The sequence below is a fragment of the Streptomyces sp. NPDC050548 genome, assembly GCF_044457385.1.
Lineage (GTDB): Bacteria > Actinomycetota > Actinomycetes > Streptomycetales > Streptomycetaceae > Streptomyces.
In genome coordinates this window covers 1-25,526 of the sequence record NZ_JBITGV010000013.1, presented here as the reverse complement: position 1 = coordinate 25,526, position 25,526 = coordinate 1, and the positions used below count along the sequence as shown (strand labels likewise).

Below are 25,526 nucleotides of genomic sequence, written 5' to 3'. Positions count from 1 at the left end.
CATCACATTCCTTGATCGATGGAGCCGCTTGATCGACTCGCTATGAGCATAGGGAGATGATCGCTCATCTTGCAAGGTCGATTAGCTTGTGAACTCGATCAGGTTGGTAGGCGGTCAGGTGGGGAACGCGCGGATGTGCCTGTAGCGCTAAGGCTTGCTGGCGATACCGTGGGGCCATGACCCTGCCCTTGGACGAGGACTCCCGGCCGCCGTACCTCCAGGCCGCCGAGGCCCTGCGGGACGCGATCCTGAACGGCGAGTACCGCCCCGGCGAGCGCCTGCCCTCGGCCAACGTGCTGCGGGAGCGGTTCGGCGTCTCCAGCTCCACCGTCCAAAACGCTCTGCGGGTGCTCAAGCAAGAAGGGCTCGTCTACTCCCAGCTCGGCCGAGGCAGCTACGTCAGCGCCTCCGTCGGCCAGAGCACCGGCCCAGCTGACGACGACCACGGCGACGCCGAGCCCGAAGGCCCGGACTGGCCGACAGACGTCATCCGCAACGACGACGGCCGCCCTCCATACGCCCAGGTAGCGGACATCCTCCGCCGCGAGATCACGGAAGGTACCTACCCCCCGGGATCCCAGCTCCCTCCGGCCCGTGAGATCCAGGAGCGGTTCAAGGTTGCCAACTCCACGGCGCAGAACGCCTACCGGTATCTCAAGCAGGCCGGACTCGTGTACGCGGTCAAGGGGCGCGGCGTCTTCGTACGCCAGACCCCGGAGCCAGGCAAGCACCACGGGCCGATCACGAACTACCTGCTGCGAGACGAGATCGCCCGCGAGGCCCGCGCGGCTGCCGCCGAGTTCGCCGACCTCAGCGATGACGAGTTGCTGGAACGGGAAGCCGAGCTGGACCAGCGATGGGTCACGATCCGCGAGGAACACCAGCGAGTCTTCAACGAGCGCCGGAAGATCAAACGCGAGAAGAGTCGCCGCGGCCTGTTCCTGCCACCCCTCCACGACGACACCGATCCGGACGTGTCGCCGAGCGAGAAGCTGGAGGCCGCACTGGCCGAGTCGAAGAAGCGCCGGCAGCAGCGCCCCTGATCGACAGTCTGACAGATCGACCAGAGGGTGAGCTGTTCAGAGTTTCTTTACTTGATCAAGAAGGGCGTCCCGCTTGCGCGGGCCGCCGCGCGCCGGCGGTCGGTGACCGCCGCCCGCTCCTGTCTGCCGCCCCGCTGGCGACGGCCGCCGACCACTCGGCGCGCAGGGCCCAGAGGCATAGGCCGGACTGTCAATCGGAAGCCCCGCTGTCCGACCGCTCAGCAGCGGACCGGCTGGGTTCCCGAGAGGCCGTCCGGCGAGCTCGTACCGTGCGGCGTCGACACCCCGGCGGAGCTGTCGTCCGGAACGCGGCCGTTGTGCCTGGCTGGCACCGTGACGATGGAGATAACTGGGCTGATGCCGGTGCGGGGTTGAGCGAGACACACGTGACGGGTGATCGGTCGGGGCGCCCGCCGTCGTGGCTGACTTTCTGCGGCTGAGGCCAGAACCTCATGGCCATGGGCACGGCACGCACGTAAGGGCCCGCCCCTGCCAGGGCTGACGAGGAGGGGGAGCCTCGATCGGCCGTGCCCGGCAGGGACGGGAGTTGGGTAGGTCAGCGCGGTGCGGCTCCTGAGCGAGCGGGACGGGTCACATCCGCCGCCAGGCCCGCCAGGGCCGGGTGATGATCTCCCGGTAGGTGTGGTGGGACGGGTTCTGGCCGCAGTGCCGCAGCACCCAGTTCTGCGGTTCGGCGAAGTCCTTGCTTGTCGGTGAGGTCTCTCCGTCCACGGCGCACTGCATCGCGTACAGGACTGGCTCCGCGTCCGGTTCGCGGTCGGGCTGGAGAGTCCAGGTCTCGTAGCGCAGGACCGAGCGAGGGGTCACCGTCCCCACCTCCGGTTGGCCACGGCCACCTTCGCGCTTAACTCCTCCGTCGGAGTCGGTGGGCGAACGTCCTCGGGCGGCACGTCCCACTCCAGGCCACCGCGTGGCGGTCGAAGCTGCACGTACGGCCCCACATGCCCCATCACCACGCCCACCTTGCCGCTCCGCCGGTCGACCATCAGGGCGCCGGTATCGGGCGAGACGGTGTGCCCGTAGGCATCAGGGGTGGGGGCCGTCATCGTGACCACCCCGGCGAGGCGGCGCGCGACCGGGCGTCCAGTCGCAGGGCGGGAACATATGGGGTGGCGCTCATTCGCACGGTGACGCTCCTCGGCGGCGTTGATGCGTGCCCCTGGGCCCGTCGGTGCCGCAGGGTCGGCACCGATACTCACGCCGGTCACCGGGACGAAGGAACCTCCACCAAACCCCACTTCGGGACGTCCTGCACCGTGTAGAACGTCCCTAGTGCCGTCCTGAGACGAGGGGGAGACTCGTGCCGAACGAGAGACTACGAGCCGTCATGGAGGCGGGAGGCTGGACGTACGCCGCACTCGCCCAGCAGGTCGAGGTCGACCCCAAGTCGGTCGAGCGCTGGGTGAACCTCGGGCGTATCCCACGTCGTGCCACCGCCCTCCAGGCGGCCAAGGCCCTGGGAGAAGATGTGCACGCACTCTGGCCGGCGCTCCGCCAGGCCCGCCCCGCCCGCGCCATCAGCCCTGAGTTGGTGGCGCTCTACGAGCAGCGGGCCGACCTCCCCGTCTCGGCGTTCACCGACCTGATGGCCCAGGCCCGGGAACGGATCGACATCCTCGTCTACGCGGCCGTCTTCCTCCACGAGGCGTACCCGCGGCTGAACGAACTCCTCTCCGAACGTGCCGCCGAAGGCTGCACCGTCCGCATCGCGATCGGGGACGCCGACAGCGACAACGTCCAAGCCCGCGGCCAAGAGGAGCGGTTCGGCCACGGCATCGAATCCCGCTGCCGCCTCGCGCTCATGCACTACAGACCGCTCGCCAGCACCCCGGGCATCGCAGTCCGCACCCACGAAACTACGCTCTACAACTCCCTCTACCGCGCCGACGACCAGCAACTCGTCAACGCCCATGTCTGGGGCGTCAACGCGTACGCCGCCCCCGTATGGCATCTTCGCCGACACGAGGCAGGCGGCATGTTCGACACCTACGCCGAGAGCTTCGACGCCGTGTGGACGACAGCAACCCCCGTACGAGAGGAAGGCTGACCGTGGCCCGCACCGAGTACTACGACGACCCGAATGCGCCCAAGCCGAACAGCATGGTCGTCGCCGCCTCCGCCGTCGTCACCGACGATCACGGGCGCATCCTCCTCCAGCGCCGCCGCGACAACGACCTATGGGCCCTGCCCGGAGGCGGTATGGACCTCACCGACTCCCTGCCAGGAACGGCCGTCCGCGAGGTCAAGGAAGAGACCGGCCTCGACGTAGAGATCACCGGCCTGGTCGGCACCTACACCGACCCGAAACACATCATCGCCTACACCGACGGCGAGGTCCGCCGCCAGTTCAACGTCTGCTTCACCGCCCGCATCACTGGCGGCCAGCTGGAGATCTCCGACGAGTCCACCGAACTCCGGTTCGTACCGCCGGAAGAGATCGAGCAGTTGCCGATACACCACACCCAACGGCTCAGGCTCCGGCACTTCCTGGAACAGCGCGAGAAGCCGTACCTGGGCTGAACCGCCTGACGGCAGTAGCGACGGCAACAACCCCGTACAACCACGAACACCCACGCACGTCACCGGACCAGCAAACCGCGCTTGACCTGCGAAAAGGCAGGTCGAAGGCTTCGCGTAGCACACGTACTATGTTGTGGCGGGCGGCGTCCCGATCTTGGTTCACAACAGCGGTGGCCCGAGCATGGCCTGCTCTGTGCCGGCCGCCGGTGGACCGGGCGAGGGAATCTCACGGTCCACGGCGAAGGCGCAGGCCCTTTCGGATGCTGGTGTTCCGCACGGAACGGAGCCACTCGAGACAGGGGCCACTGCGTCGACAACCAAAGAGTCGCAAGGAAATAAACAACTATTTGACGAGAATTATCAGCCCATTTTCTTCCCTGAGGAGTTCTATCTCACGGAGGGTGGGGAAATCGTGGTCTATCAGGATCACTATACAGGCCATAGTTATGGTGCAGGCGGGGTTGGTGATCAGCCTCCCCATGTGCATGTCCGTCCCTACGAAGAGCAGCGTAATGGGATAGCCCCAGGCGCACAGGAGCATTATTACTATGATCCATCCTTGGGTTAAGTTCTTGGATCCTAATAGTCGACTTCGGGATCTTTATGGGAAATTTCCCGAGCGGTCTGAGGTGCAACTCCAATCGTTGTGCCTCAGACCTGCGGGGCCGACGATCCTTATGAGACTGGATCTTCCCGTCTTTCCTGAGAAAGTTCCGGCTGCATGGGCCCTAGCTGGCTGTGACACGGTGCAGGTGACGCTGGAATTCCTCGCCGCAGACGAGGTGCGTGTGTCGCTTCCCCAGCTACCCAGGCAAGTTGAAATCTCTGGATATCACCTGGGCGAGCAGCTGGCTGCTTTCAGGGTCTCGGGCCAGGACCTCGATGTACGGTTTCGTGCTTTCGGACGACTGCGCGCGGGACATGTGAGTGCCTATCGACGCCAAATCCCTGGGGATGCCGAAGAAGGTCGGCGGCATTACTTCCTGGGAGCGGTAGATAGCAAGCTCTATCAGACGGTTCCTGATCCGTGGAATGAGGCATTTCATGGGAAGCTTTGATGAATTTGTCCGTTTTTCCGCAAAGCTAACTGACGAGCGCATCCGATCGAATTCCTTTGTCGCGCTGTCCAATTTCAATCTAATCTCGGTGTATGTTGGTCCTGATCCGAACGAACTCGTGATGACTTTCGAATCGCCAGCCCCCGATGACGACACGGAGCTGAATGCAGTGAGGTTCAGTGTCGTTTTCAAAGAGGTGGATGACTTGGTTGTTCGCGGATTTAATGGAATCGGATCCATGCGGGCGGACGTTGATCCTGCTGGTCGGTATATTTTCCATCTTTGTGCTGCAGAATCGAATATATCCTTTCGATTCGGAGCGGTTGACGTTGCCGGTGTTCGGCGCTTCAAGATGGCTCGGGCATTTTGACTCCACTGGCTGTCGCGACGGCCGGTGGGCTGTACGGGGATGGATGACGGAGCATGACCGGGATCGTTGACCTCGCATGCGAGATGTCGACTCCCTAGTGTCCCGTGATCACGTTCACGTTTCGTGATCTTGCGTGTCTAGTTGGTGCTGGCATGGACCTTTTCGTGGAACAGGCCGCTGAGTTGCGGGAGTTGGTGAATTGTCGTGATGTGCCTGCGGATTTGGAGACGCGGGCCCGGGGCGACGGGTGTGTTCGACGGCAAGGAAGGCGTGGGCGAGCATCGCGAGAGTGACCCCAGCGGCTCCAGGAAGGGTAACGGCGGACCTGGTGCTCATCCCAGCCGCATCCGACCGGCACCCCGTACCTCACCAATGCCACCGACAAGATCGTGTTACGAGCTCTACGAATGTGGGAGCAAACAGAATCGCCGCTCAGCTTGAGATCTTCTTGAAGTTGTCTACCTGGTAACGCTGACCTGCGGCGATGCGGCAATTACCTACTCTGACCTGCGTGGATAGTCCTTTCAGGCTCTTTCGGTGTCGTGCCACGTTGCGCAGTTGATTCGCTCCATGCGCTCCCCGGCGCGGCGCAGACTCCCCGGATTCTCCCAAGGATGGCTGTGATGACAGTCGTTGAGTGTGATCCTGAGTGCTCGCCGGATGAGTGTGCCGGTCACGCTTCGTGAGCGACGCCAGGACGGAAGGTGCCGGTGCACTACTAAAGGGACTGTGCCGGAGCGCAGCACTCGGGCGCCCTCGGGGTCAGATGTCCCGGAAGAGACCTGCGAGCCTGGTGACCTGCCGCGACGGTGGCTTCGGGCTGCTGACCTGCGCGGGCTCGCTCCGCGGGCCTGCTGGCGGATCCAGGGTGATCGGAGGGCCGATGTCGACATAACGTGCCGGGGCTAGAAGCCTCGAAGCGGGGAGAAGTCGGTCCGTGACTTCTGGGGCCGTAAGCAGTGAATCGACGACGCCGGGAAGTTCAGTGCCTTCGTAGAGGATCACTGAATCCCAACTGTCGGCGTCCGTGGCTCCCTTGACATCGCACACCAGGGCACGCGTCGGTGTCGATACATCATCGATTGCGGACATGAGGGGCTGGTGCAGGTCAAGATGTCACCCGATCGTGCACCAGCCCCTGACGGCCAACCTGACCACTTCCGCCTCTTCGAGGCTCAGACCATCCAGCCAGAAGGTCTGCATTTCACACCCCAGCGGTTCGTGCGAGTACTCGCCCACCACGTTGACGTCAGGTGAGAGCCACCAGGTCACAGTGATTGACGATGCTCTTATGCCGATCACCCATGCAAGCGCCTCAAGGGTGACGGGGACGTCGTCGCCGTCCACATCGATCACCGTTGCGGTACCCGTCGTCGGGTGAACGATCGCGACGCCGCGCCGATCGAATGCAGCTACCTGGTCGGGAAAGGCTGGATCCTTTCGCGACTCCCCGTATCAGCGAATGAAACCATCTCCCATTTTCAATCTCCCGGCAAGGTGAAGACGTGGACATTGTCAGCCCTAAACCCTTTGTGCGCCTGGTCTATTGCCCGTTCGGGCGTGTCGGTCAGGTGGCACTCGGCCGACACGCCCGCTTTGTGAATGGCACGCGGCCTGATCGTCTATTCGAAACGAACAGTGAACCGCTCATCCCATCCGAATTCTTCGTCCTGTGCCTGAACCCGCAGCAACAGGTCGCGAATCAGATCGAAGTCCTGCTTCCCTATAGCGATTCGACTTTCGTTTGATTCACGCCAGACGATCTGAATCGGCCTTTCGGCGTCCGCCGACAGAATGTCCCACAGGGCGGCCAGGTTCGGGCGATAGTACGAGCCGAGGCTCAGCGCTCCAGCCATCGCGGCATGAAAGTCATCCACGCTGCCGATTCGCGTTCCGTCAATTTCGATTATCATCGGCATCACTTCCATTTGGGCAACTGGTAGAAGGACTCATAGTGATCGGCTGTGACGTAGGCGAGTCCGTCGTTTGAATAGAGAAGTCGAGTACCCGGCTGCTTAGCTCGCGTCCGAGTGGAATCGATTCCAATGTCAGCTTCATACCATTCTCGTCCATTTGCAGATGGGAGTTTACCATCCGAATTCTCGAAGATGTCGCCCCCAAGCTGTGCGCCAGGTATTTTGTTCCCAAGCGCCTTTCCAGGCTTCCAGCCCTGCGCCATTGCTTCCGCTTTGGTTACGTAGTTGCTGGGAAGTTTTCCAGTGCTTACGAGACTCCCCAGCGTATCGTTCGCAACTTCAGCTGCCGCGAGATCCCGCCGCAGAGCGGCAGCTCCTGCAGCAGACAACGCCGCTCCACCTACTGTGGCGCTTCCGCCGGACGCCCCACCGGTCACCATCTCCGCGATTTCCGCGGCGCACACCGGGGCCGTGGCCAGGCAGCCTTCGCCCAGGGCGACGGCGACCGGGGCGGCGACCACAACTGCTGCCACGACTGTGACGGCGCCCAGTACGACCTTCTGCCAGGTTGCGAGCTTTCCTGTGTCCGGTAGGTCGTTGGCGGTGGGGTCGTAGTGCGGATTCGTACCCATCGCCCAGCAGGCGTTGCAGTAGCCGTCATCCTTCTTGGGCTTCGGGTCGGGTCCCTTCTTGAACACCACCTGGGCTGACTTGTGGCCCCCGTCCGTGCGGACTGTGACGGTCATGGTGCCGCTGCCGGTGCCGCCGCCCGTCTTCTGGTACTGGAAGGTCTGGGTGTAGGTCCTGCTGGAGTGGTAGACCCAGGTGCCACCCGGGCCCATCGTCATGTAGTCGTGGTAGCTGCCGCCCTTGCCGTCGCTGCACCCGCGTTCGCAGTCCGTGATCGGCCGCAGGCCGGTCGGGTCGGACTTGGTGACGGGCGTGTTGTTGGCGTAGGCGTATCCGTTGAGGGACTCGTGGTCTTCGGGGGCCAGGACGGGGTCGACGGAGAGGAAGCGTCCGGTGGCCGGGTCGTACTCGCGGGCGCCGACGTGGGTGAGGCCGGTGTCGGTGTCGGCCGGTTTGCCGAGGAAGCCCTTGTCGTCGGGCCAGGCCGACGGGGCTGCACCGCGTGCTTCGCCGAAGGGCCTGTTGTAGCGGCGGGTGACGGCCTGGGTGGTGGCGTCCACCGTCATCGAGGCGGTGCCGTGGTGGTCGTCGACCATCCAGGACAGGCCGGCCTCGGTGCGGACGGCGGTGGCGTCGCCGGCCGGGTAGTAGCGCTGGGCGGTGAACTTCTTGGCGCCCGTGTCGTAGTGGAGTTCCTGACCGGCCAGGTAGAGGACGGTATTGACGGGGCCGCGGCGGATGAGGAGTTCGCCGTCGGCGTCGTAGAGGTAGTCGGTGGTCTTGGTGCCTTCGGTGAGGCGGGTGAGTTCGCCCTCGATGTCCCATACGAGGCTCTGTGCGGTGCCGGTGGAGCCGTAGCGCTTGGTGGTGTTGCCCTGTTCGTCGTATGCGTACGGCTTCGCGGCGGTGCCGTTCACCGTGACCGAGGTCAGGGTGTGGGGCTGGCCGGTGCCGGAGGCGTTGACGGCGGGGTAGCCGTAGGCCGTGGCGGTGTTACCGGTGGCCTTGTGCTCGGTCTGGGTGTCGCGCAGGCCGCCGGGCTTGTAGGCCCAGCTGGTCCAGTACGGGGCAGGTCCGCCGAGGGCATTCGCCGAGCGGGCGGTCGCGCAGTCGTTGGAGGACGGGGTCCAGGCTTCGGTCAGGCGGCGGTAGCCGTCGTAGGCGAAGCACTGGGTGTCCTTGCCGCCCGCCTTGTCGGTGACCGACTTGACGTTGCCGGAGGTGTCGTAGACGTAGTCGACGTCGCTGGTGTTCCCGGTGTTGGTCTGGTCGACCGTGTGGGTGTTGGACAGGCGGCGGGTGCCGTCCTCGTAGCGGTTGAGGACCTGGAGCTGCTTGGCGGCGGTGGAGGTGCCCAGGCGGGTTTCCTCGATCTCGCCGTACGGGGAGTAGCCGATGTTCTGGACGTAGTCGGTCATGCCGTCGGTGCCGGTGAGCATGCCGAGACCGTTGTAGCTGTTGGTGACCGTCTCGGCGGGCAGGCCGGCCACCGCGGGCATGGAGGTGTTCTGGACGGTGCCGTCGATGTTGTAGACCGTGGAGGTGGTGAAGGTCTGGGGCGCGCCGGCGGTGACCAGGGGGTCGGTGGCGGCGATGACGGTCTTGGTGCCCTTGGAGCGGCCCTGGGCGTCATAGCCGGTGACGACCTGGGAGTAGATCTTGCCGGTGGTGCCGCCGACATAGCGGATGGAGGCGGTCGGCTTGCCCTTGGCCAGGGAGTCGTAGGTGAACTTGGTCAGTTGGTGGGCGTTGTCCTTCACTCCGTCCCACGTGCCGGTCGTGCGGCCAAGTTCGTCGTAGTCGGTGACAAGGGTGCGGGAGGCGCCATTGAGGGTGGAGGTGGCCGTCAGTGGCTGGTCGGCGTCGTTGTAGGTGGTGTCGACCTTCCCCTTGTCGGGGTCGGTCGAGGTGGTCCTGCGGCCGCGCAGGTCGTAGTCGTACGTCCAGACCGCCCCGTCCGGGCCGGTCATCTTCTTGATCTGGCCGCCGGGGTTGTACTCGTACAGCGTGAGGGTGTAGTCGCTGCCCGTCGGGACGGGGCCGCCGTACTCGCGGCGCTCGGTGGTCCGGCCGCGGGCGTCGGTGATGGTCAGGGTGCCGGTGCCGCCCTCGGCGGCGGTGGTGGCGGTGCGGTCGCCCTGGTTGTCGGTCTTGGTGCGCCACTTCTCCTGGCCGTAGACCCGGAAGATCGATTCGGTGGCGCGTCCGGCGGCGTCGAAGACCGTCTCGGTGGAGGCGGGGACGGAGCCGGTGAAGGTGTTGGCCAGGGTGCCCGAGGGGGCGTTGTCGTCGTGGATCTGGCTGTTGGCCATGTAGGCCAGGCCGCGGTCGTCGTAGAGGGTTTCCGAGATCACCCGGCCGCCGCTCGGCGCGGGGGTCTGCTTCTGGCGGGAGCGCAGCAGGCCGTCGAAGATCTCGTAGGAGCTGTTGTAGGTCTGTCCGTCGGCCTTGAGGGCGTCGGTGCGGACCCAGGTCTCTTTGTCGTTGTTGATGCTGTAGGCGTAGCCGATGCTGGCGGCGTCGCCCAGTGTGCGGGAGCGGTCCGGCTTCCAGATCGACTTGAGACGGCCGAGTGCGTCGAAGGACCACTCCGTGACATTGCCGTTGGCGTCGGTTGTCTTGGTGGCCGTGCCCCAGGCCGGGTCCACCTCGGTGGTAGAGGTGTACAGCTTGGGGTCGGTCGTGGTCTTGGACGTCAGCGGGCCGTAGCCGGTGTCGTCGGGGACGTAGGTGGTTTTGACCGTGCGGTTCAGGGCGCTGACCGCTGTGAGCGGGCGGCCCAACCTGTCGTAGGTGGCGCCGGAAACCTGCTGGTAGACGGGCTTCTTGTCGGCGTCGTAGCTTGCGACCCGGTAGGAGGAGGTGATCTCGCCCATGGTGGGTGCCGCGCCGACCACCTGGCCGTCGTAGGCCGTGGTGATGTCGGAGACGACATCGTCGGGGACCACCGGGGTGGTCGCGCAGGAAACCGAGTAGGTCTCGGTGCGCGAGACCGTGTTCACGAGCCAGGCCGAGGTGTTGCGGGCGTAGCTGGTGCGCACGCACGACTCGTCGCCCGACTTGGCGGTGTCGCCGCTGTCCTCGACAGTCAGTGGCATGCCGTAGACGGAGTCGTACGTGGTTTTCTGCTTGACCGTGCGGGTGCCGGTGGAGGTCTTGGTGCGCGTGACCGTCTCGCCGGCCTGGACGATCCGGGACTCGGTGGTGCCCCAGCTGTAGGCGTGGCTGCCGGTCTTGTACGAAAGGGGGGTGTTGATGGTGCCGGTGACTTCGTCGGTGCCGTTGTAGACGATGGTCTCGCGCACGAAGCCGGCGTAATGGCGGGTGTCGTCGATGGCCGTGCCGGTGGAGTCGGTGACCTTCTCCACCCGGGCGGTGCCGTCGAGTTCCTTCTCGCCGTTGAGGCCCCGCATGAAGAGCGTGGACTTCTTGGAGCGTGGGCCCCCGTCGGTGTCGCCGGAGGTCTCCACGACCTTGCCGTAGCCACGCCACTGGGACCAGGTGCGGTTGGACGGCTTGGTCAGGCCCTCGTCGTCGGCGTAGGCCCAGCCGGCGCCGCCCTGGTAGTCGTAGTACTTCTCGCCGGTGTCACCGTGGCCGTAGGGGTCGTCCTGGAAGACGGAGGTCACCACGTACTTGTGGAACCAGTCGGTGACCGGGGTCGCCCCGGACTGGGACCACTTGACCGGGTAGCAGCGCCGGGTGTTCTTGTCGACGTCCGCCGGCATGCCGGAGCCCCAGACGCAGTCCGGGTCGGAGTAGTTGACGGTGAGGGTCGAGCCGGTCTCGGATTTGACGGTGCGTACGCGCCACTTGAGGTAGCGCAGGGTGTCAGGGCCGCTGCCCTCGACGTGGTTGGAGAGCTGGACGCCGCCGAAGACGATCGCCGGCATGGCGGCCGTGGTGGTGTTGGCCTTCCCGGTGTTCTGGATGGACTTCAGCCACAGGCTCGCCGAGGAGGCGTCGCCGGTGTCGGGGAAGCTCTGCTCCAGGTGCCAGGTGTCGACGTCCCGTTGGGTGGTGCCGCTGCCGGTCCACACGGAGGTGGTGATGTCGGTGAGGCGTTCGCGGGTGAAGAAGGCAGGGCCGATCTGGGTGGTGCACTTGGTGCTCGCCGCGCAGATCATGTCGTAGGGCACGTCGGGCCAGTTGGCCTTGGTGTCCTTGGTCAGGCTGGAGCAGCCGTCCGAGACGACGCAGCGCTCGGCGTAGGTGAAGCGGACCTGCTGGGCGGCGGGCTTGCTGTAGATCAGGTCGCTGCGCAGGCCGTAGTCGATGTGGTTGAGGTAGCCGCCCCGGGTGTAGCCGGTGCCGTTGACCGCGGTGTCGGCGTTCTTGGAGTAGTAGTTCGTCTCCGGGGTGTACCAGTACGTGGAGGCGTTGCCGTGGGTGTCCACGACGTAGTCCAGGTTCCAGCGCCACGCCTGGTTGCAGAAGGAGTCGGCGAAGCCGGTGGACTTGTAGCAGGGCTCGCCGGAGTCGTCGCCGAAGACCGGCACGGTCCATACGGAGTTGGTGACCGGGTCGTCGGCGGCGGTGCCGTTGTCGCTCCAGCCGGGCATCCGGTGCTTGCCGAAGAAGTACTGGTTACCGGAGGCGTCCGTGACCTTCCAGTATTCGGTGTTGTCGTCGCCGTTGCCGGTGGCTCCGGTGAGGTGCTCGACGCGGGTGCCGTCCTCGTTCTTCAGCTTCCACGAGCCGCCGGATGCCTGGGACAAAGCCGCGGTGTCGCAGGCGGCCTTGTCGGCGCAGGAGTTGACCAGTTCCACGGCCTTGCCGTTGAGGACAAGGGTGGCGTTGGCGTACTTCCAGCACAGGTCGCCCTTGCCGGACTGGCCGTCGTCACGGCAGGGGGCGTACTTGCGCTCGATGAAGGACTCGGTCATCGAGAAGCCTTCGCCGATCACCGAGGTCTGGTTGTTCTCCCCGGCCGTGCGGCCGTCCACCGAGGCGGAGTTGTAGGAGATCGACAGGCTGGGGGCCGGGCCGGCTGTCGCCGGAGGAACCCGCAGCGGGTAGTTCCAGGTGAAGTCACCTGTGCTGCCGCCGGCCTCCCAGGTCGCGGTGGGGGACAGTGTGGTGGCGGCGTAGTCGCCCCCGCCGCCGGAGCTGTCGGGAGCCGCTGCCAGGAGCATCGGGGTGCCGGCTTTCAGCGTGCTGGCGGGGAGGGTGCCGTTCAGGGTCTGGGACTGGGTGTCGTTGTCCGCGCCCGTCACCGGGGTCTGGGTGCGGCACGCCTTCTTCTGCGGGGTGGTCAGCGCGCATGCCGGGAGAGTCACGAAGTGCAGACGGGCGCCGAAGTTGCCGCCGTAGAAGTCGTTGAAAGAGGAGTAGTTCAGGGAGACCCGGAGCTTGTCGCTGTCACCGCTGAAGTTCTCGGAAGTGGCTCCGGCCGGGTCCACAGTGAGCAGGACGCCGTTGACGCCCGCCTTCTTCGCTGCCGACTCGGAGTGAATGCTGAGCGCGACCTTTTCGGCCGGCCCGGTGGCCTTCGCATTCTTCCAGGTCTTCGCCGACTTGGCTGCCGAGGCAGCGGGCTGCTGGGCCAGCGTCATGCCGAGCCCGCCGACGGTGACGGCGGCCCTGCCGGTCGCCGCGACCGCGGCGGTGGCCTTTCCGGGCTTCGGCCAGGCGGCCTTCTTCAGCCGTTCACGAGTCTCGCGGGCCGCCGACGCGGCTTTGTCCTTCGGTGCTCTGGACGTGCCGGGCTTGAGCACGCCCACCTTGTCGGTCTTCGCCTCGGGCCGGTCCTCCAGCGGCTTACGGGCGGTCTGGGACTGGGCCTGCGCGGCGAAGTCGAAGCCCGAGGGAGCCACGACTTGCGGCAGGAGAGCGAGTGAGGTGACGAGTGCTCCACGGCCCAGCCAGCGGCGTATGACTGCCCCTGGCAAGCGTGTGCGGAAGGGTGTTGAAGACACGGTGATGTCCCGTTTTCGGAAAGGGAAATGGGCAGGAGGCGCTCGGGCGGCGGTGTCGGTGCCCGAGACGCCGGATCTCGATCGCGTATCCGCGCAGACATGCGGAGCGTCGAGGGCGGAACGGAAAAGAGCGGAAGAAGGCAAGGCGGGACAGGGCAGGCAACTGGCCCGCCCTGTCCCGCCTTGCTCTTAGTGCTGCTCGGTGTTGCGCCGGTTGGCGATGGTGTCGGTGGAGGTGGCTCCGGCCCAGATGCGGACACTGTCGATGCTTCCGGGGAAGTAGCGTGCGGCGGCGCCGTTGATCTTCGCCCGGCCGATCTCGAACGCCCCGGCGCTCTGCCAGGGGGCGGAGTACGGCACGCCGTCCTCGTCGCCCATCAGGGCGCTATCGACGTAGAGCTTGAGTCCGCCGAGCTTGGAGGTGTCTTCGGCGTCGGCTGCCGACTGGGCGTCGTAGACGACCGTCAGCATGACCGGGACACCTAGCTGGGCTGTGGTGAAAGCGTTGGACTCGTTCTTGGTCCAGGCCGCTCCGGTGCCGTCCCTGTCGGGGCGGCCGAACGTCCACCGTCCCTGGGTGCTGCCGGCCGGCTGCTCGTACCAGACGCCCCAGGCGGACTGGCTCGTGCCCGACTGGCCGAACACCTGCACCGCGTACGACTTGCTGGTGTCGGCGAGTTTGGCGGGGTCCAGCGTCACCCAGGCGGTCGCGGTGAACGAACCGGCATCGTCTACGACCGGACCGGTGGCGGTGGCGTACGCGCTGGTGCCGTTCAAGGTCATGGCCTGCGTGGTCGTCACCTCCTCGCCGATGTCCGGGTCGCCGGTGGTGAACTGGGTGAGCGCTGCGCCGTTGAGGGTGAGGTTCCGGCCGAAGCCGCTGGTGTCCTTGACCGTGGTGCCGGTCGCGTTGGCCATGTCCGTGGCGTCCCACTTGGCTACAAGCGCGGGGACCGGGTCGCCGGCGGTACCGTCGCTCAGATCCTCGTCTTCCAGCCAGGCGTCGTGGGCGAGTTCGGTGTCCGCGAGAGCGCGGGACCAGACCTTGACCTCGTCGATGGTGCCGGCGAAGTTCTCCTTGCCAGTCCCTGAAGCCAGCAGTCGGCCGACCTGCAGTCCGCCGGACGCCTTCCACGGGGTCACGGGGAACGGTGTCGGCTCGCCCTGAGGGACACCGTTGACGTAGAGCTGGATCGATTGCGCCGCCGCGTCGTAAACACCGGCGAGATGGGTCCAGGCGTTCAGAACCGGCGGTTTGGTTCCGATCGAGCGGGTGAGTACCGGACTGGCGACGTCGGTCTGGTGCCGGTTGAAGACCCAGGCGTTGTAGGCCGTCGAGTAGTAGAGCTGGAACCCGGAGGCGTTCGTGCCCGCCTGGGTCAGGACGGTGTAGTTGACGTCCTTCTTCGTCAGGCGCGCCCAGGCCGACACGGTGAAGGACTTGGTGGTGTCCAGCACCGCACCGGAGGTGGAGAGGTACGCGGTCGTGCCGTTCAGCTTCGCCGCGCCGGAGCCGCTGCGGGCCAGTGTGTCCCAGGTGGTCCCCGAAGAGGTCAGCGGGTGCTGGGTCGCAGTGGTGGAGTCGGTGAGGCCGTTGTCCAAATGCCAGATCCCCGAGGGCTGTTCAGCGCCCTTCACCAGGAAGCTGTAGTAACCAGTGAGCGAGCTGTGGCTTGCCGCGTCGAAACCCCAGACCTGGATGGTGTTCTCACCGGCCTGGTTCGGCGTGATCGTCTGGGTGGTGGCCGCGCCCTTGGCGACGGTGATCGGAGACGAGACAGCGCCGCTGTTCAGCTTCCACTTGTAGCTGACGACGTCCGACTGGATACCGGCAGTGGTGGGGTTGGTGTCCGCGGGAGTGAAAGTGAACTTGCCCGGTGTACCCACCCCGCCTGCGGCCGGATCGGTCTCGGCCGGCTGGTAAACGCCGTCCGCGCTGGTCACCACCGGAGGTGGCGGGGAATCGGTGTCGACCCGGAAGTAGCACCAGGACGACCAGGACGAGTCCAGGACACCCGTGACGCCCCGGTCCGTCTTGTAATACGCCTGTGTCTTGACCCGCATCCGGTAGTCGGTCTGCGGCGGCAGCGCGCTGGAGGATGCGTCGCGGGTGGCGTTGTCCGCCACCCAGGCGCCGTCCGGCGAGGCCGCGTACCAGGCACGGCTGGAGCCGTCGGCCTTCCACACCTCGAACAGGGCCCGCAGTTGGGCGTTGGAGCCGTCAGCAGACTGCACCGTGGCCAGCATCTTCGGCTTGGTGGCGCTGGTGGCGAAGGGCAGCGAGGAGGCGTTGCAGGCACGCCCGGTGGTGCCCTGCTGGACGCCGTAGGAGGTCGGCTTGCCCGGGTAGGACACATAGGTCACCGACAGCTTCGCGTCGTTGCGGAACCGCGCCCACGCGCCGGCGTCCGACTCGTCGTGCGCGGTCAGCGAGAAGGTGATCTGCGCATCCTTGTTGGTGGCGGCGGAGGCCAGCGTGGTCGTCAGGTTCTCGTTGGACTCCTCGGCCACGTTGTCGCTGAAGCGCACCCAGTTCGCCGGCTGCGACGGACTGCACAGGCTGCCCCGCCCGTAAGCCACGTTCCGGTCGCCCATCAGGTCGTCCGCTGTGGGGCGGGTCGACCACGTGGTGCTGGAGGAGATGCCCTTGGTGACATGGCTCAGGTCGTACCAGTGCGGGTCACAGCTGAACGTCCAAAGTTGGTAGACCTCCATCGTCGCGTCCAGGACCTTCTTGCCGTGGATCGACGAGAGCGGGTACTCGAAGTACATGCGCTGGGTGTACGGGGTGTTGGAGCAGAGGTAGCCGGCGTAGTTGGAGCAGCGGCCCACACCCTTGTCTCCGTCGAACTCCCAGTACTTGGTGCCGTTGGAGGCCAGCGCCGTCCAGTCACCCAGGACGATGCCCTTGGTCGGCGGGTCGATGTAGAGAGGGAAGACGGTGTCCTTGCCGTGGAGCAGCGCCGGATCGGGCGTGATCTCCAGGGTGGAGCCGGCGACCTTGAGGGGAAGTTCGGCCGCCGTGTCACCGCTGCCGGGGCCCTCCGAAGGGGCCGGCTCGCCGCCGGCAGCGGGCAGCGGGGTGCCGTCCGTCGGCTCCGGGTCCGGGGTTTCGGCTTCTGCCGAAGTGGCCACGCGGGAGAGCTGAGTGGTGACGTTGGTGGCCGGGGTGTCACCGGCCGAGTCCCACATCCGCCCCGCCGGGCTCTCGAAGACCGGGGTGCCATCGTTGTCACGCGCGACGAATCCGCCGTCCGCCGTCGGGGCGATGTCCAGACCGCTGCCCGACACCGTCATCCTGATCGTCGCGAGCGCCGGGTTCTTTGCCGCCTCCGCGGTCTTGACCACGAACACCGAGGTGTAGCCGGAGTCCAGCGCGGTCAACTTCAGGTCCACGTCCGGGAGGACACCGGTGTAGGTGGCGGTGGCGCCGTCGAGCCGGGGCTCGGGCAGTGCGGTGGGCCAGCCGAGCCGCAGCGCGTGCCCCTCGTCCTTCAGCGTGACCAGCCCGTCACCGCTGCCGCCGCCAGAGAAGGTGAGACCGGCCGTGGTGTTCTCCGCCCGCACAGAGCCGTCGGCTTCACGCACGAGGGTCGTGTCGATGGGAGCCCAGGTGCCGTCGTCCTTGCGGGCGCGGACCGGCGCCGCGTTCATCTCCTGGGTGAAGGTGCCGTCGGGGTTGGCGAACACCTGGGACGACTCAGTGGTCGCTGCGTCCACGATCACCCGGTCGCCGGTCTTTGTCGCGAGAGAACTCGCCTGCGACTCAGGAGTCCCGTCAGCCGTTTCCGAGACCGCCTTGTCATCGGCGAGCGCCGGGGACGCCCCGGCCACCGGAACCGCACATGCCAGGAGCGCGACGGCTATCGCCCCATTTCGCACCGTCTGGCGCCAGCTGTGCCGCCGTTGTTGTGAAACCACACCCCACCCGTTTTCTTAACTTTTTCTTACAGAAAGCTGTGAGGATCATGTGTTGACTGATCGTGGAGGTCAAGGGTGTCGGCTATCACGTTGACCTGACCCCATCTCGCCGGTTAGAAGTGCTCGTTGGACTGGTAGCCGTTGACGAGGAAATCGCTGATCAGCGGTCTGGGGACCAGGGCTCACCGCGTATCTGCGCCGCCTCGTCCGTCAACTGGCCGCGCATCAGGCGGAGATTGGATGCCTCGCGTGGGGCGGTGGTTCTGTGTGCGTCTGGCTGCTGAGTTTGGCGTCGAGATCGTGATGGTCCATCACTAGACCATGCTGACCATGGCGCGGCGGCGGTGTGAAGCCAGCGGGGCGGTAGTTCGAGCCGATGACGTCTTGGCCGAACTACTGACCTTGAACTCGGATTGTCGTAGCTGCTGACGGGGCTTGATCGTCGCCGTACGCCAGTGGCATCAGGTATGCGCAAGGCGGTCTGTCGGATGAGCGCCGACAGTTCCGCGAAGGGATTCGGATGATGGCAGCCGAGCGGTTCGCCCTGGGCGAACCGAGTTCGGTGAGCGCGAAGGAGGTACGTGTCAGTGTCCGGTTGATGCAGCGATGGCGACGCGACTGGGGCAGGGGCGGTCCGTTGGCTTTGCGTTCGGCAGGTTCGGCCTCGCCACCGAGGCTGAGCGAGGCCCAGTTCGCCCAGTTGGAGCGGGAGTTGGCCAAGAGGCCGGTCGCGCACGGCTGGCCGGGTCCGTCACCACTGGCAAGGTCAACATCCCGTCGGGACTGTCCGAGCGGCTGGATACCGAAGGGGTGTGGCGGCTTGTCCTGCTGGTGCTGGAGTCGGCCAGCCGGTGGCCTGCCAGCGGCTGTGGCCCTGACTTTGGTTTGAGTTCTGCCGTGGGCTCCCCAGGTGCTGTCATTCGCCCGTGCCTCTCTGGCACGAGCACCGTGGTTGGGACGCCGGGCCCGTCGGTCGGCACTTCTGTGGACGGTGGCTGCGTTAATCGCCGGGTTATTCGGTACGCCCGCCGCTGACGGACTGAGGTTGTGGGCCGTGCTCGGAACACCGCTGCCGAAACGGGTCATGCTGCTGGTTGGGGCGATGGCGGTCGTGGTCGCATTGACCACAGTGAGGGTCCCCGCACCGCTCGCCGGGCCGTACGCCATGGCGTACGGCCTACGCGGCGGCCGTCACTGACGTCGTCCTGTTATTGCGCACCGATTCGGGTCGTCGTGGCCTGCTGGACGCACTTCCCCATCTTTCGGCCGGAGGACAACTGCTGGCGGGCCGGGCCGCAGTGACGGTGGGCGGCGTCAAGCGGGTGCTCGGTCGAGTTGCGTGCGCCAGTGTGGTGAGGGGCATCAAGGACGGAGATTCCGATGGCGCTCCGCCCGTCATGGCCGGCCCTGCTACTCAGTTCTTTGATCCAGCGTTGCTGGCAGGGGCTGTATGCAGGGCACTGGAACACGGCGGCCCTGTGGAGGGCATCGGGCCGATGGAGCGTGAGGCGTTTCCCGATCCGGTCCCGCTCACCGAAACCGTCCACCGGGCGCTCGACCGTGCTGCGGGGCGTCACCAGTGCCAGGCGGAAAAGTATCTGATTGCACAGGTCGATGTCTCGAACGGGTTGCTTTCTCCGCCGCGATGCCCTCAGCTCAGCGAGACTCACTGAACGTGACCTCCTGGTATGGCAGATCCGGTTAGGGCGCCCCACTGGAGTGCATCGGCTCGCGGCTGATTGGCGTGCAGGTTATTCCCTGTCCTGCGAAGGGCTGCCTGCAGAGCAATGGCTCTGGGGACCAGTTGGGGACCACACGGTGTGCCCGATGATGCACGACGTACCGTCGTAGGTACGGCACGTGCCCAGCTTAGGCCCGATATATCCAGAAAATCACCTTGACCCTTACTCCTGGGGGTCAAGGGGTCGCAGGTTCAAATCCTGTCGTCCCGACCGTGTTCACCAGCGGGTCTGCCGGAAACGGCGGGCCCGCTGGTTGCGTTCGTGGGACACGTGACGGCGGCGTGATGGCAACCCGTGAGCGCGCGGCGGCCGGTCTCAGGCCGTGCGGGGTTCTGACGCCGGAGCCACGGCGTAGGGCCCGTCCGGGACGGCAAGGTGCCGGACGGGCCCGTCCTTCTTGTCGGCGCTGTCGCGTGGACGGAGTTCGCCGGCGGTCAGTCGGTGATGTCGACCCAGAACTCGTCCGTGTTGTACAGAATGCGGTCGCTGAAGTAGTACCAGATCAGCAGTCCGCCCGCGGCCTGGTTCTCGGTCCGTGGCACGGCCCGTACCGAGAAGTCCCACACCGGACTGCCCGCACCCTCGTCGGTGGACTGGAACGGGTACTCGTCGCAGTCCCGCGTCGCCGTGTCGTAGGCGGGCAGGCCCGTCTGGTCGTTGTACGGGGTGGTGCGGTTGCAGGCCGCGTCCTTGTAGTACCTGTTGGTACTGGTGATCGGCCCGGCGGGCACCCGGTGCAGCCCGCGTTCGTCGCGGGAGCCGGTGTACTTGCCCGGGATGTCCTTGGGTTCGATCTCGATCGGATAGGTACGCGTCGGATCGTTCTGGGCGAACCGGATGTGCTGGGCGACCGAGGTGACCCGGCTGTCACCGACGCTGTACTGGAGATGCGGGATGACGTCGTAGTTCACGCACGCCTTCGGATAGTCCTGGAAGAACGTGAAGTAGTTGGCGGAGTCGCAGCGGATGGTGTGGTTCTCGGTCGTGCCGGTGGTGTAGACGTAGTCGCCGCCGCTGCCGCCGAAGCGGAAGTGCCACTGGTGGTACAGGACTTTGTCAGCGGCGGTGGAGGCGGTCTCGTTGGAGTAGATGTCCCAGTGCAGCCACTCGTCGTGGTAGTCCCACTCGTCCCAGGTGTGCTCGATCCCGCTACCGGTGCCGTAGCAGAATGTCGCGTCCTGGGTGCAGTCGGACAGGACGTACATCGACAGGTCGTCGACCTCCCAGATCCAGCCGTCGAGGGGGTTCCACCCGTCGTACGAGACGGAGCCGTACTGCGCCTGGAAGTAGGTGCGTACCGCGCGCTCCTTGCCGTTGCCCACGGTCACCGCGTCGTACGCGACGCTGGCGGTGCCGTGGAACTCGCGGGTGCCGTCACTGTTGACGGTGTAGTAGTCGATGCCGAGCCGGCCCTTCTTGCACCACAGCCAGCGGTTGTACGTCTCTCCCGCGGCCGTCTCGGAACCGTCCCGGTCCAGGCACGCCGCGCTGTCGGGGGGCGGCTCGTCACCCCAGCCGGTCGGCGGTGCCGCCGCGGCGGCCGCCTCGGAGCTCGGCACCGTGGCGTCCTTGGTCAGGGGCACCTCGGAGGTGTCGGCGTAGCTGTGCTGGTCCTGTTTGCCCGCGTTGAGCAGCGCGTTCGCGACGGTCTTCGCGGACAGCGCGGAGGTACGGTCGGGCTGCGCGGCGGGCGCGGGCCTGCCCACCTTCTCGCCCGGACGGACCTTGCCGAGTTTGTACGGCAGGAGGACGGGTTCGCCGATCAGTTTCGTGCCGGCGGTGGATGCGGTGGCTGCGGTCCTGGCGTCCTGCGCGTGTGCCGCAGGGCCGGACAGACCGATGGCCAGCGGTATCAGCAGCCCGGTTGCGAACCAGCGCAACCGCCTCCTGATGCGAGACAACGACATGCGGGTGTTCCCCCTCGATGCAAGAGGGGCCACCCCGTCAGGGCAAGGCTGTGCACTCGCGTACAGATGTGACGCATGGAGCGGCCCCCGTTTTTGACCGAACACGGCCATCATCACGGCTGGGCCGGGAAGGGTACGCGCGATAACCAGGCAGGGTGCGTGTCCGCTGTGACCATACGGTTCACCGGACACCCGCGAGGCACCTGCGACGACGCACAGGGGCACACTGGCTGAAACCCCCGATGTGCGCGGGGAGATGTTGTGACCTACCTGTGAGGCCGACGATCACAACTGCGATGGGAAAGGAGGCGGTGACCGTGACTCATGCACCGGCTGACGCCTGGGACCGGATCGACCGCTGGCTGTCCGACCACGCCCCCGGCTACCGCGCCCGCCTGCGCCCGCCCGCCGAAAGCGAGGTGCTGCGCCGGGTCGCGGAGCGTTCGGCGGGCGCCGAACTGCCCCCGGCCCTGCTGTGCTGGTGGGCCCGGACGGACGGCCTCGACCGTGCGCCGGCCCCCGAATCACCGCCCCCGGCAGGCCACTTGATCCCCGACTTCTACGACCCCTGCGGCGCGGCCGAGGCCGACGAACGCCGGACGATCCACCTCCAGGCGGCGCAGGACATCGTGCCCCCGCCGCTCGCGGCAGCCTGGGAACATCACACCCGTGCTCGCAGCGCCGATCCCGCGGGCACGTTGTACCCCACGGAAGCAGTACCCGTATGGCTGCCGGAGTGGCTGCCCGTGGCCGTCGACGGTGGAGGCGGCGGCCTGTTCACCGACCTGCGGCCGGGGCAACTCCACGGCTGCGTCGTCCCCTTCACCCGTACCGGACACCACCGGGCGCCCCGCTGGCCGGGCATCACGGAGATGCTGACCGACGTGGCCGACCGCCTCCAGTCCCTCGACGCGAACGAAGCCGTGGCCATGACGGTGGGGCACTGGACACCACCGCGCGGCTGAGCGTGGTCCGACGGCAGTCACAGACCTCGCAGACGTCATGGACCTCACGTATGTCACGGACGGGCGGCACCGCGCCTGTCGTCATGCCGGGCCACGGCATGAGAAGCCGCCTGCGGTTCGATGGTGACCACGTGCCGGCCGGCGAAGCGGACACGGTCTTCGAGGATTGCTGCGACGCCGAGCGCGGCCGACGGTTCGACGACGAGGCCGACGTGTTCGAGGAGCATCCGCATACCGGCGATGATCGACGCTTCCTGGACCAGGACGGCGTCGTCAGAGACCAGGAGGAGGTCGTCCAGGACAGCCGGGACGGGTCGGCCGGCCGACGAGCCCGTCACCAATGGTGTCGGCGGAGTCGGGGGTGACGGCACGTCGTTGGCGCCACGAGTGTGTCAGCGCCGGTGCGCCCAGCGGCCGGACGTGGATCACCTCGACTTCGGGTGCCGGCCTTCTTGCCGTCTCGTGTCACCGCAACGGTGACCTGCGCACACAGCGCGATGAGCATCTCCAGGGCGCCCGGGGCGCTGCCGACCAGGGCGCGGCGCCGTGCCCTGTCCGACCGTGCGTGAGGCTCCGTCAGATCGTTCCCGGGCGGGTGCGGGAGTCGACGTAACCATGGATCAGTTCGAGCAGGCGTCCGCGGCCGAAGGGTTCGCCGTGGCCCGGATAGACCATGGAGATGGGCAGTTCGCTCAGCCGTGTCAGTGAGTCGACGTAGTCCGGTACGTTCGCGCCGCTGATCGCGTCGAGCAGTTCCTCGCCCTCACGAAGGTCGTAGACCACGTCTCCTGAGAACAAGGCGCCCTCGTCCGGGTCGAACAGCGCGATGCTGCCGGGACTGTGACCCGGCAGGTGCAGGACGGTCAGCGTGCGGTCACCGAGGTCGATGACGTCTCCGTCCTCGACGGGCAGACAGGACTTCGGGGGGCGCAGCGCATAGGAGTCCGGGTCGAATCCCGGGACGGGCGCGGCGTCCACCATCAGCCGGGGAAACTCCGCCGCGTACGCCGCCCGCAGGCCGAGCGTGCTCGCGAGCCGCTCGGTCCGTAGGGTGCCGGGTGCCGGGTGCCGGGGTGTCGACGGTCTCCGCCGCGTGGGCGTAGCAGTTGTCGAACTCGTGGGCGCCTCCCAGGTGATCCAGGTGCGCGTGGGTCACCACCAGTGCCGGGTCCCACCCGATCAGGATGTCGATGTCGAGCGCGGCTCCGTCGAGGACCAGTTCCACCGCGTCGCGAGTCATGGTCACGCCGTCGAGCACCGGTTTGATCGGCACCGGCAAGTGGCCCCACTTGTCGGCGCGTTCGAACACCTCGGGCCACGCCTCGATCAGGCGTGTCCAGGGGACCTGACGCAGTTCGTCGAGGTCCTTCGCGCCGACGATGTCCAGATACGTGGCAGTGATCCGCTGGGATTCGGCGCGGTCGGGGAGATGGAAACCGAAGGGCGTGCTTTGCAGGATGGCGCGGTGGAAGAGGGTGTTGGCCTGCGGGTGCCCGGCGAGCGCGACCGCGGAGTAGGCGCCGCCGGACTGTCCGCCGATGGTGATGTTGTCGGGGTCCCCGCCGAAGGCGGCGATGTTGTCCCGGACCCATTGCAGGGCCGCGACGTGGTCGGTGAGCCAGTAGTTGCCGGGTTCCGTGTCCGAACCGCCGTGCTCCGACCCGAAATAGAGGAAACCCAGTGCTCCGAGGCGGTAGTTGACCGTCACCACGACCAGGTCGCCGTCGCGGGCGAAGGTGTCGGCCGCGTAGAAGGGCACGTTGGCCGATCCCGAGACGAACCCGCCGCCGTGGATCCAGATCAGGACCGGCCGCGCGGCGCTGTCGGCGGCCGGTGTCCAGACGTTGAGGGTCAGACAGTCCTCGTCGAAGGGCGGGGAACCATGACCGCCGAGTACCGGGTCTCCGCCCTCCGCATAGGGCTGAGGTGCGCTCGCCCCGGCGACTGTGGCGTCCAGGACGCCGTCCCATCCCGGGTGGGGCCGAGCGGGGCGCCAGCGCAGGTCGCCGACCGGGGGAGCCGCGAAGGGCACGCCCTTGAAGACGGCGAGCCCGTCCTGGTGTGCGCCTCGCACCAGGCCGCTTGTCGTGGCGACCTGAATGCCTGCTGTCGAGTCGTTCATGATGCTTCCCTTCTCGGTGTTCTTCGTGCCGATGCGGCGGCTGTCGGAGGAACCGGGGGGTGGTCTCGCGGGGTGCGGTCGCCCCGGCCGCCTGTCGCCGGGGTCAGCCGGTGGACTTCGGGCTGTGCACGAAACGGCCGCCCAGCAGGGTGTGCGTGGGGTTCAGGTCGCGGCGGGCGTCGCTCGGGCACTGGGCGGGGTCCCGGTCCCAGATGGTGAGGTCGGCGAGACGGCCCGGGGTGAGCGTGCCGCGCAGGTGTTCCTCGCCGTGCAGGCGGGCGGCCATGGTGGTGTGCAGGGCGACGGCCTCGTCGTAGGTGATGGCGTGCTCGGGTCCCTGGACACCGATGACGGTCTGCCGGGTGGTCATGCCCCAGACGGAGCGCATGGCGCCGAACTGGCCGACGGGGAAGTCCGATCCGGCGGTGACCTGGGCGCCCTGGTCGATCCAGCCGCGGGCGGGGAAGAGCGCGGCGACCCGCTCCGGGCCCCAGAACCCCCGCTCGACCTCGGCGGTGTCGTGCAGGAGCGGCTGCTGGATGGTGACGGGGATGCCCAACTGGACGGCTCGGGCGCGCTGTTCGGGTCCGGCGAGACCGCCGTGCTCCATGACGAGTGTGCCGGCGGGCAGTCCGGGGTTGCGGGCGAGACCCGTTCGTAGACGTCGAGCAGGATGCGTACGGCGCGGTCGCCGTAGGCGTGGGTGCCGACCCGCCAGCCGCGGCGGACCACGGCCTCGACCGACTCGGCCAGTGCGTCGGGATCCCAGGTCAGGATGCCGGAGAAGGCGTGGTCGCAGGCGTAGGGCTCTTCGGTGGCCCCGGCTTCGAGCCCGCCGTCGAGGGCGAACTTCACGCCCCACACCCGCAGCCACGGATCGGCGCTGTAGCGCCAGTCCTCCATGGTGTCGAGCAGGTCCTCGATCCCGCACAGGGGGACCCGGTACCGCCGATCCTGCCGCCCCGGGACGGCTTCCTGTTCCTGGACCGCGACAAGTTCGCTGCCTCCTTCGCCGCGGACGTGCCCGAGGATCTGGCGGCGTTCATGGCCGACTCGCAGGTTCCCTGGGGCCTCGCCGCGCTGGGTGGAGTCGTCACCGAGGCGGCCTGGCAGACCAAGCCGTCCTGGTATCTGGTCGCGACCGACGACCGCATGATCCCGCCGACTGCCCAGCGCGCCATGGCCGAGCGGGCCGGCGCCACCGTCACCGAGACACCGGGCAGCCATGCTGTCCATGTGTCCAACCCGGCCGCTGTGGCGGCCGTCATCCGCCAGGCGGCTCGGACACTCTCCGGCAGCTAGGTCGTGTCCGCAAAGTCCCGTCGTCCGCCCGGAGGGCGGGCCCCGCGGCGTCCGGTGCGTGCTCTGGGGGTCCCCCCGGCCGAAGGCTGGG

General features: G+C 66.9%; 19 protein-coding genes and 3 pseudogenes. 10 read left to right on the top strand and 12 right to left on the bottom strand.

Going from position 1 to position 25,526, the window contains the following annotated elements; all coding sequences use genetic code 11:
• The first annotated feature begins 176 nt into the window (after positions 1-176).
• A complete protein-coding gene (locus tag ACIBJH_RS31200; RefSeq protein WP_399120223.1) occupies positions 177-1,043 on the top strand; it encodes a GntR family transcriptional regulator in 867 nt (288 codons plus the stop codon).
• Positions 1,044-1,634: 591 nt separating this feature from the next.
• Here ACIBJH_RS31200 and ACIBJH_RS31195 read toward each other — a convergent pair.
• Entirely contained in the window at positions 1,635-1,880 is a 246-nt protein-coding gene (locus ACIBJH_RS31195; protein WP_386606288.1) for a hypothetical protein, read from the bottom strand.
• The gene (locus ACIBJH_RS31190; protein WP_399120222.1) at positions 1,868-2,119 is read right to left on the bottom strand and encodes a hypothetical protein; all 252 of its coding nucleotides are present in this window, start codon (positions 2,117-2,119) and stop codon (positions 1,868-1,870) included. Before ACIBJH_RS31190 ends, ACIBJH_RS31195 begins: the two co-directional genes overlap by 13 nt.
• Positions 2,120-2,364: 245 nt before the next feature.
• Between ACIBJH_RS31190 and ACIBJH_RS31185 the strand changes: the two genes are divergently transcribed.
• The 5 genes from ACIBJH_RS31185 (at position 2,365) to ACIBJH_RS31165 (ending at position 5,012) form a co-directional block, all read left to right on the top strand.
• Complete coding sequence (locus ACIBJH_RS31185; protein ID WP_399120221.1) at positions 2,365-3,111, top strand: helix-turn-helix domain-containing protein; 747 nt, start codon at positions 2,365-2,367, stop codon at positions 3,109-3,111.
• Positions 3,112-3,113: 2 nt separating this feature from the next.
• Positions 3,114-3,584: an NUDIX domain-containing protein gene (locus ACIBJH_RS31180; RefSeq protein ID WP_399120219.1), complete on the top strand. Its 471-nt coding sequence runs from the start codon at positions 3,114-3,116 to the stop codon at positions 3,582-3,584.
• Between the two features lie 181 nt (positions 3,585-3,765).
• Entirely contained in the window at positions 3,766-4,152 is a 387-nt protein-coding gene (locus ACIBJH_RS31175) for an HNH/endonuclease VII fold putative polymorphic toxin (RefSeq protein ID WP_399120218.1), read from the top strand.
• The gene (locus ACIBJH_RS31170) at positions 4,133-4,642 is read left to right on the top strand and encodes an Imm50 family immunity protein (RefSeq protein ID WP_399120217.1); all 510 of its coding nucleotides are present in this window, start codon (positions 4,133-4,135) and stop codon (positions 4,640-4,642) included. Before ACIBJH_RS31175 ends, ACIBJH_RS31170 begins: the two co-directional genes overlap by 20 nt.
• Positions 4,629-5,012, top strand: coding sequence for a hypothetical protein (locus ACIBJH_RS31165; RefSeq protein ID WP_399120216.1), 384 nt, complete (start codon positions 4,629-4,631; stop codon positions 5,010-5,012). The genes ACIBJH_RS31170 and ACIBJH_RS31165 overlap by 14 nt, the downstream gene beginning before the upstream one ends.
• Before the next feature lie 216 nt (positions 5,013-5,228).
• On the opposite strand, the pseudogene ACIBJH_RS31160 reads toward ACIBJH_RS31165, so the two are convergent.
• From ACIBJH_RS31160 to ACIBJH_RS31140, 5 genes and pseudogenes are all read right to left on the bottom strand, one after another.
• Positions 5,229-5,349: pseudogene (locus ACIBJH_RS31160) on the bottom strand (IS701 family transposase); the annotation flags it as partial.
• Positions 5,350-6,128: 779 nt separating this feature from the next.
• Positions 6,129-6,368: a hypothetical protein gene (locus tag ACIBJH_RS31155; RefSeq protein ID WP_399120215.1), complete on the bottom strand. Its 240-nt coding sequence runs from the start codon at positions 6,366-6,368 to the stop codon at positions 6,129-6,131.
• Between the two features lie 266 nt (positions 6,369-6,634).
• The gene (locus tag ACIBJH_RS31150; protein WP_399120214.1) at positions 6,635-6,940 is read right to left on the bottom strand and encodes a barstar family protein; all 306 of its coding nucleotides are present in this window, start codon (positions 6,938-6,940) and stop codon (positions 6,635-6,637) included.
• Complete coding sequence (locus ACIBJH_RS31145; protein ID WP_399120213.1) at positions 6,931-13,374, bottom strand: RHS repeat-associated core domain-containing protein; 6,444 nt, start codon at positions 13,372-13,374, stop codon at positions 6,931-6,933. Before ACIBJH_RS31145 ends, ACIBJH_RS31150 begins: the two co-directional genes overlap by 10 nt.
• Positions 13,375-13,665: 291 nt before the next feature.
• A complete protein-coding gene (locus ACIBJH_RS31140) occupies positions 13,666-17,202 on the bottom strand; it encodes a LamG-like jellyroll fold domain-containing protein (RefSeq protein ID WP_399120211.1) in 3,537 nt (1,178 codons plus the stop codon).
• 1,406 nt (positions 17,203-18,608) lie between these two features.
• Between ACIBJH_RS31140 and ACIBJH_RS31135 the strand changes: the two genes are divergently transcribed.
• Both ACIBJH_RS31135 and ACIBJH_RS31130 read left to right on the top strand, forming a co-directional pair.
• Positions 18,609-19,070: a hypothetical protein gene (locus ACIBJH_RS31135; protein ID WP_399120210.1), complete on the top strand. Its 462-nt coding sequence runs from the start codon at positions 18,609-18,611 to the stop codon at positions 19,068-19,070.
• 438 nt (positions 19,071-19,508) lie between these two features.
• Positions 19,509-19,562: pseudogene (locus tag ACIBJH_RS31130) on the top strand (DUF397 domain-containing protein); the annotation flags it as partial.
• 11 nt (positions 19,563-19,573) lie between these two features.
• Here the strand turns inward: ACIBJH_RS31130 and ACIBJH_RS31125 are convergent.
• Positions 19,574-21,019 (bottom strand): NucA/NucB deoxyribonuclease domain-containing protein, encoded by a 1,446-nt coding sequence (locus tag ACIBJH_RS31125; protein WP_399120209.1) that lies wholly within the window; start codon positions 21,017-21,019, stop codon positions 19,574-19,576.
• Between the two features lie 344 nt (positions 21,020-21,363).
• Here ACIBJH_RS31125 and ACIBJH_RS31120 point away from each other — a divergent pair, with 344 nt between their 5' ends.
• Entirely contained in the window at positions 21,364-22,011 is a 648-nt protein-coding gene (locus ACIBJH_RS31120; RefSeq protein ID WP_399120208.1) for a hypothetical protein, read from the top strand.
• 53 nt (positions 22,012-22,064) lie between these two features.
• On the opposite strand, the pseudogene ACIBJH_RS31115 reads toward ACIBJH_RS31120, so the two are convergent.
• From ACIBJH_RS31115 to ACIBJH_RS31100, 4 genes and pseudogenes are all read right to left on the bottom strand, one after another.
• Positions 22,065-22,455: pseudogene (locus ACIBJH_RS31115) on the bottom strand (pyridoxal-phosphate dependent enzyme); the annotation flags it as partial.
• Between the two features lie 132 nt (positions 22,456-22,587).
• The gene (locus tag ACIBJH_RS31110) at positions 22,588-22,992 is read right to left on the bottom strand and encodes an MBL fold metallo-hydrolase (protein WP_399120206.1); all 405 of its coding nucleotides are present in this window, start codon (positions 22,990-22,992) and stop codon (positions 22,588-22,590) included.
• Positions 22,886-24,133: a carboxylesterase family protein gene (locus ACIBJH_RS31105; RefSeq protein ID WP_399120205.1), complete on the bottom strand. Its 1,248-nt coding sequence runs from the start codon at positions 24,131-24,133 to the stop codon at positions 22,886-22,888. The genes ACIBJH_RS31110 and ACIBJH_RS31105 overlap by 107 nt, the downstream gene beginning before the upstream one ends.
• 103 nt (positions 24,134-24,236) lie before the next feature.
• Positions 24,237-24,743 carry an amidohydrolase family protein gene (locus ACIBJH_RS31100; RefSeq protein ID WP_399120203.1) on the bottom strand — a complete coding sequence of 169 codons (507 nt, stop codon included), beginning with the start codon at positions 24,741-24,743 and terminating at the stop codon, positions 24,237-24,239.
• 5 nt (positions 24,744-24,748) lie between these two features.
• On the opposite strand from ACIBJH_RS31100, the gene ACIBJH_RS31095 reads away from it, so the two are divergent.
• Complete coding sequence (locus ACIBJH_RS31095) at positions 24,749-25,435, top strand: alpha/beta fold hydrolase (RefSeq protein ID WP_399120202.1); 687 nt, start codon at positions 24,749-24,751, stop codon at positions 25,433-25,435.
• Positions 25,436-25,526 lie beyond the last annotated feature (91 nt).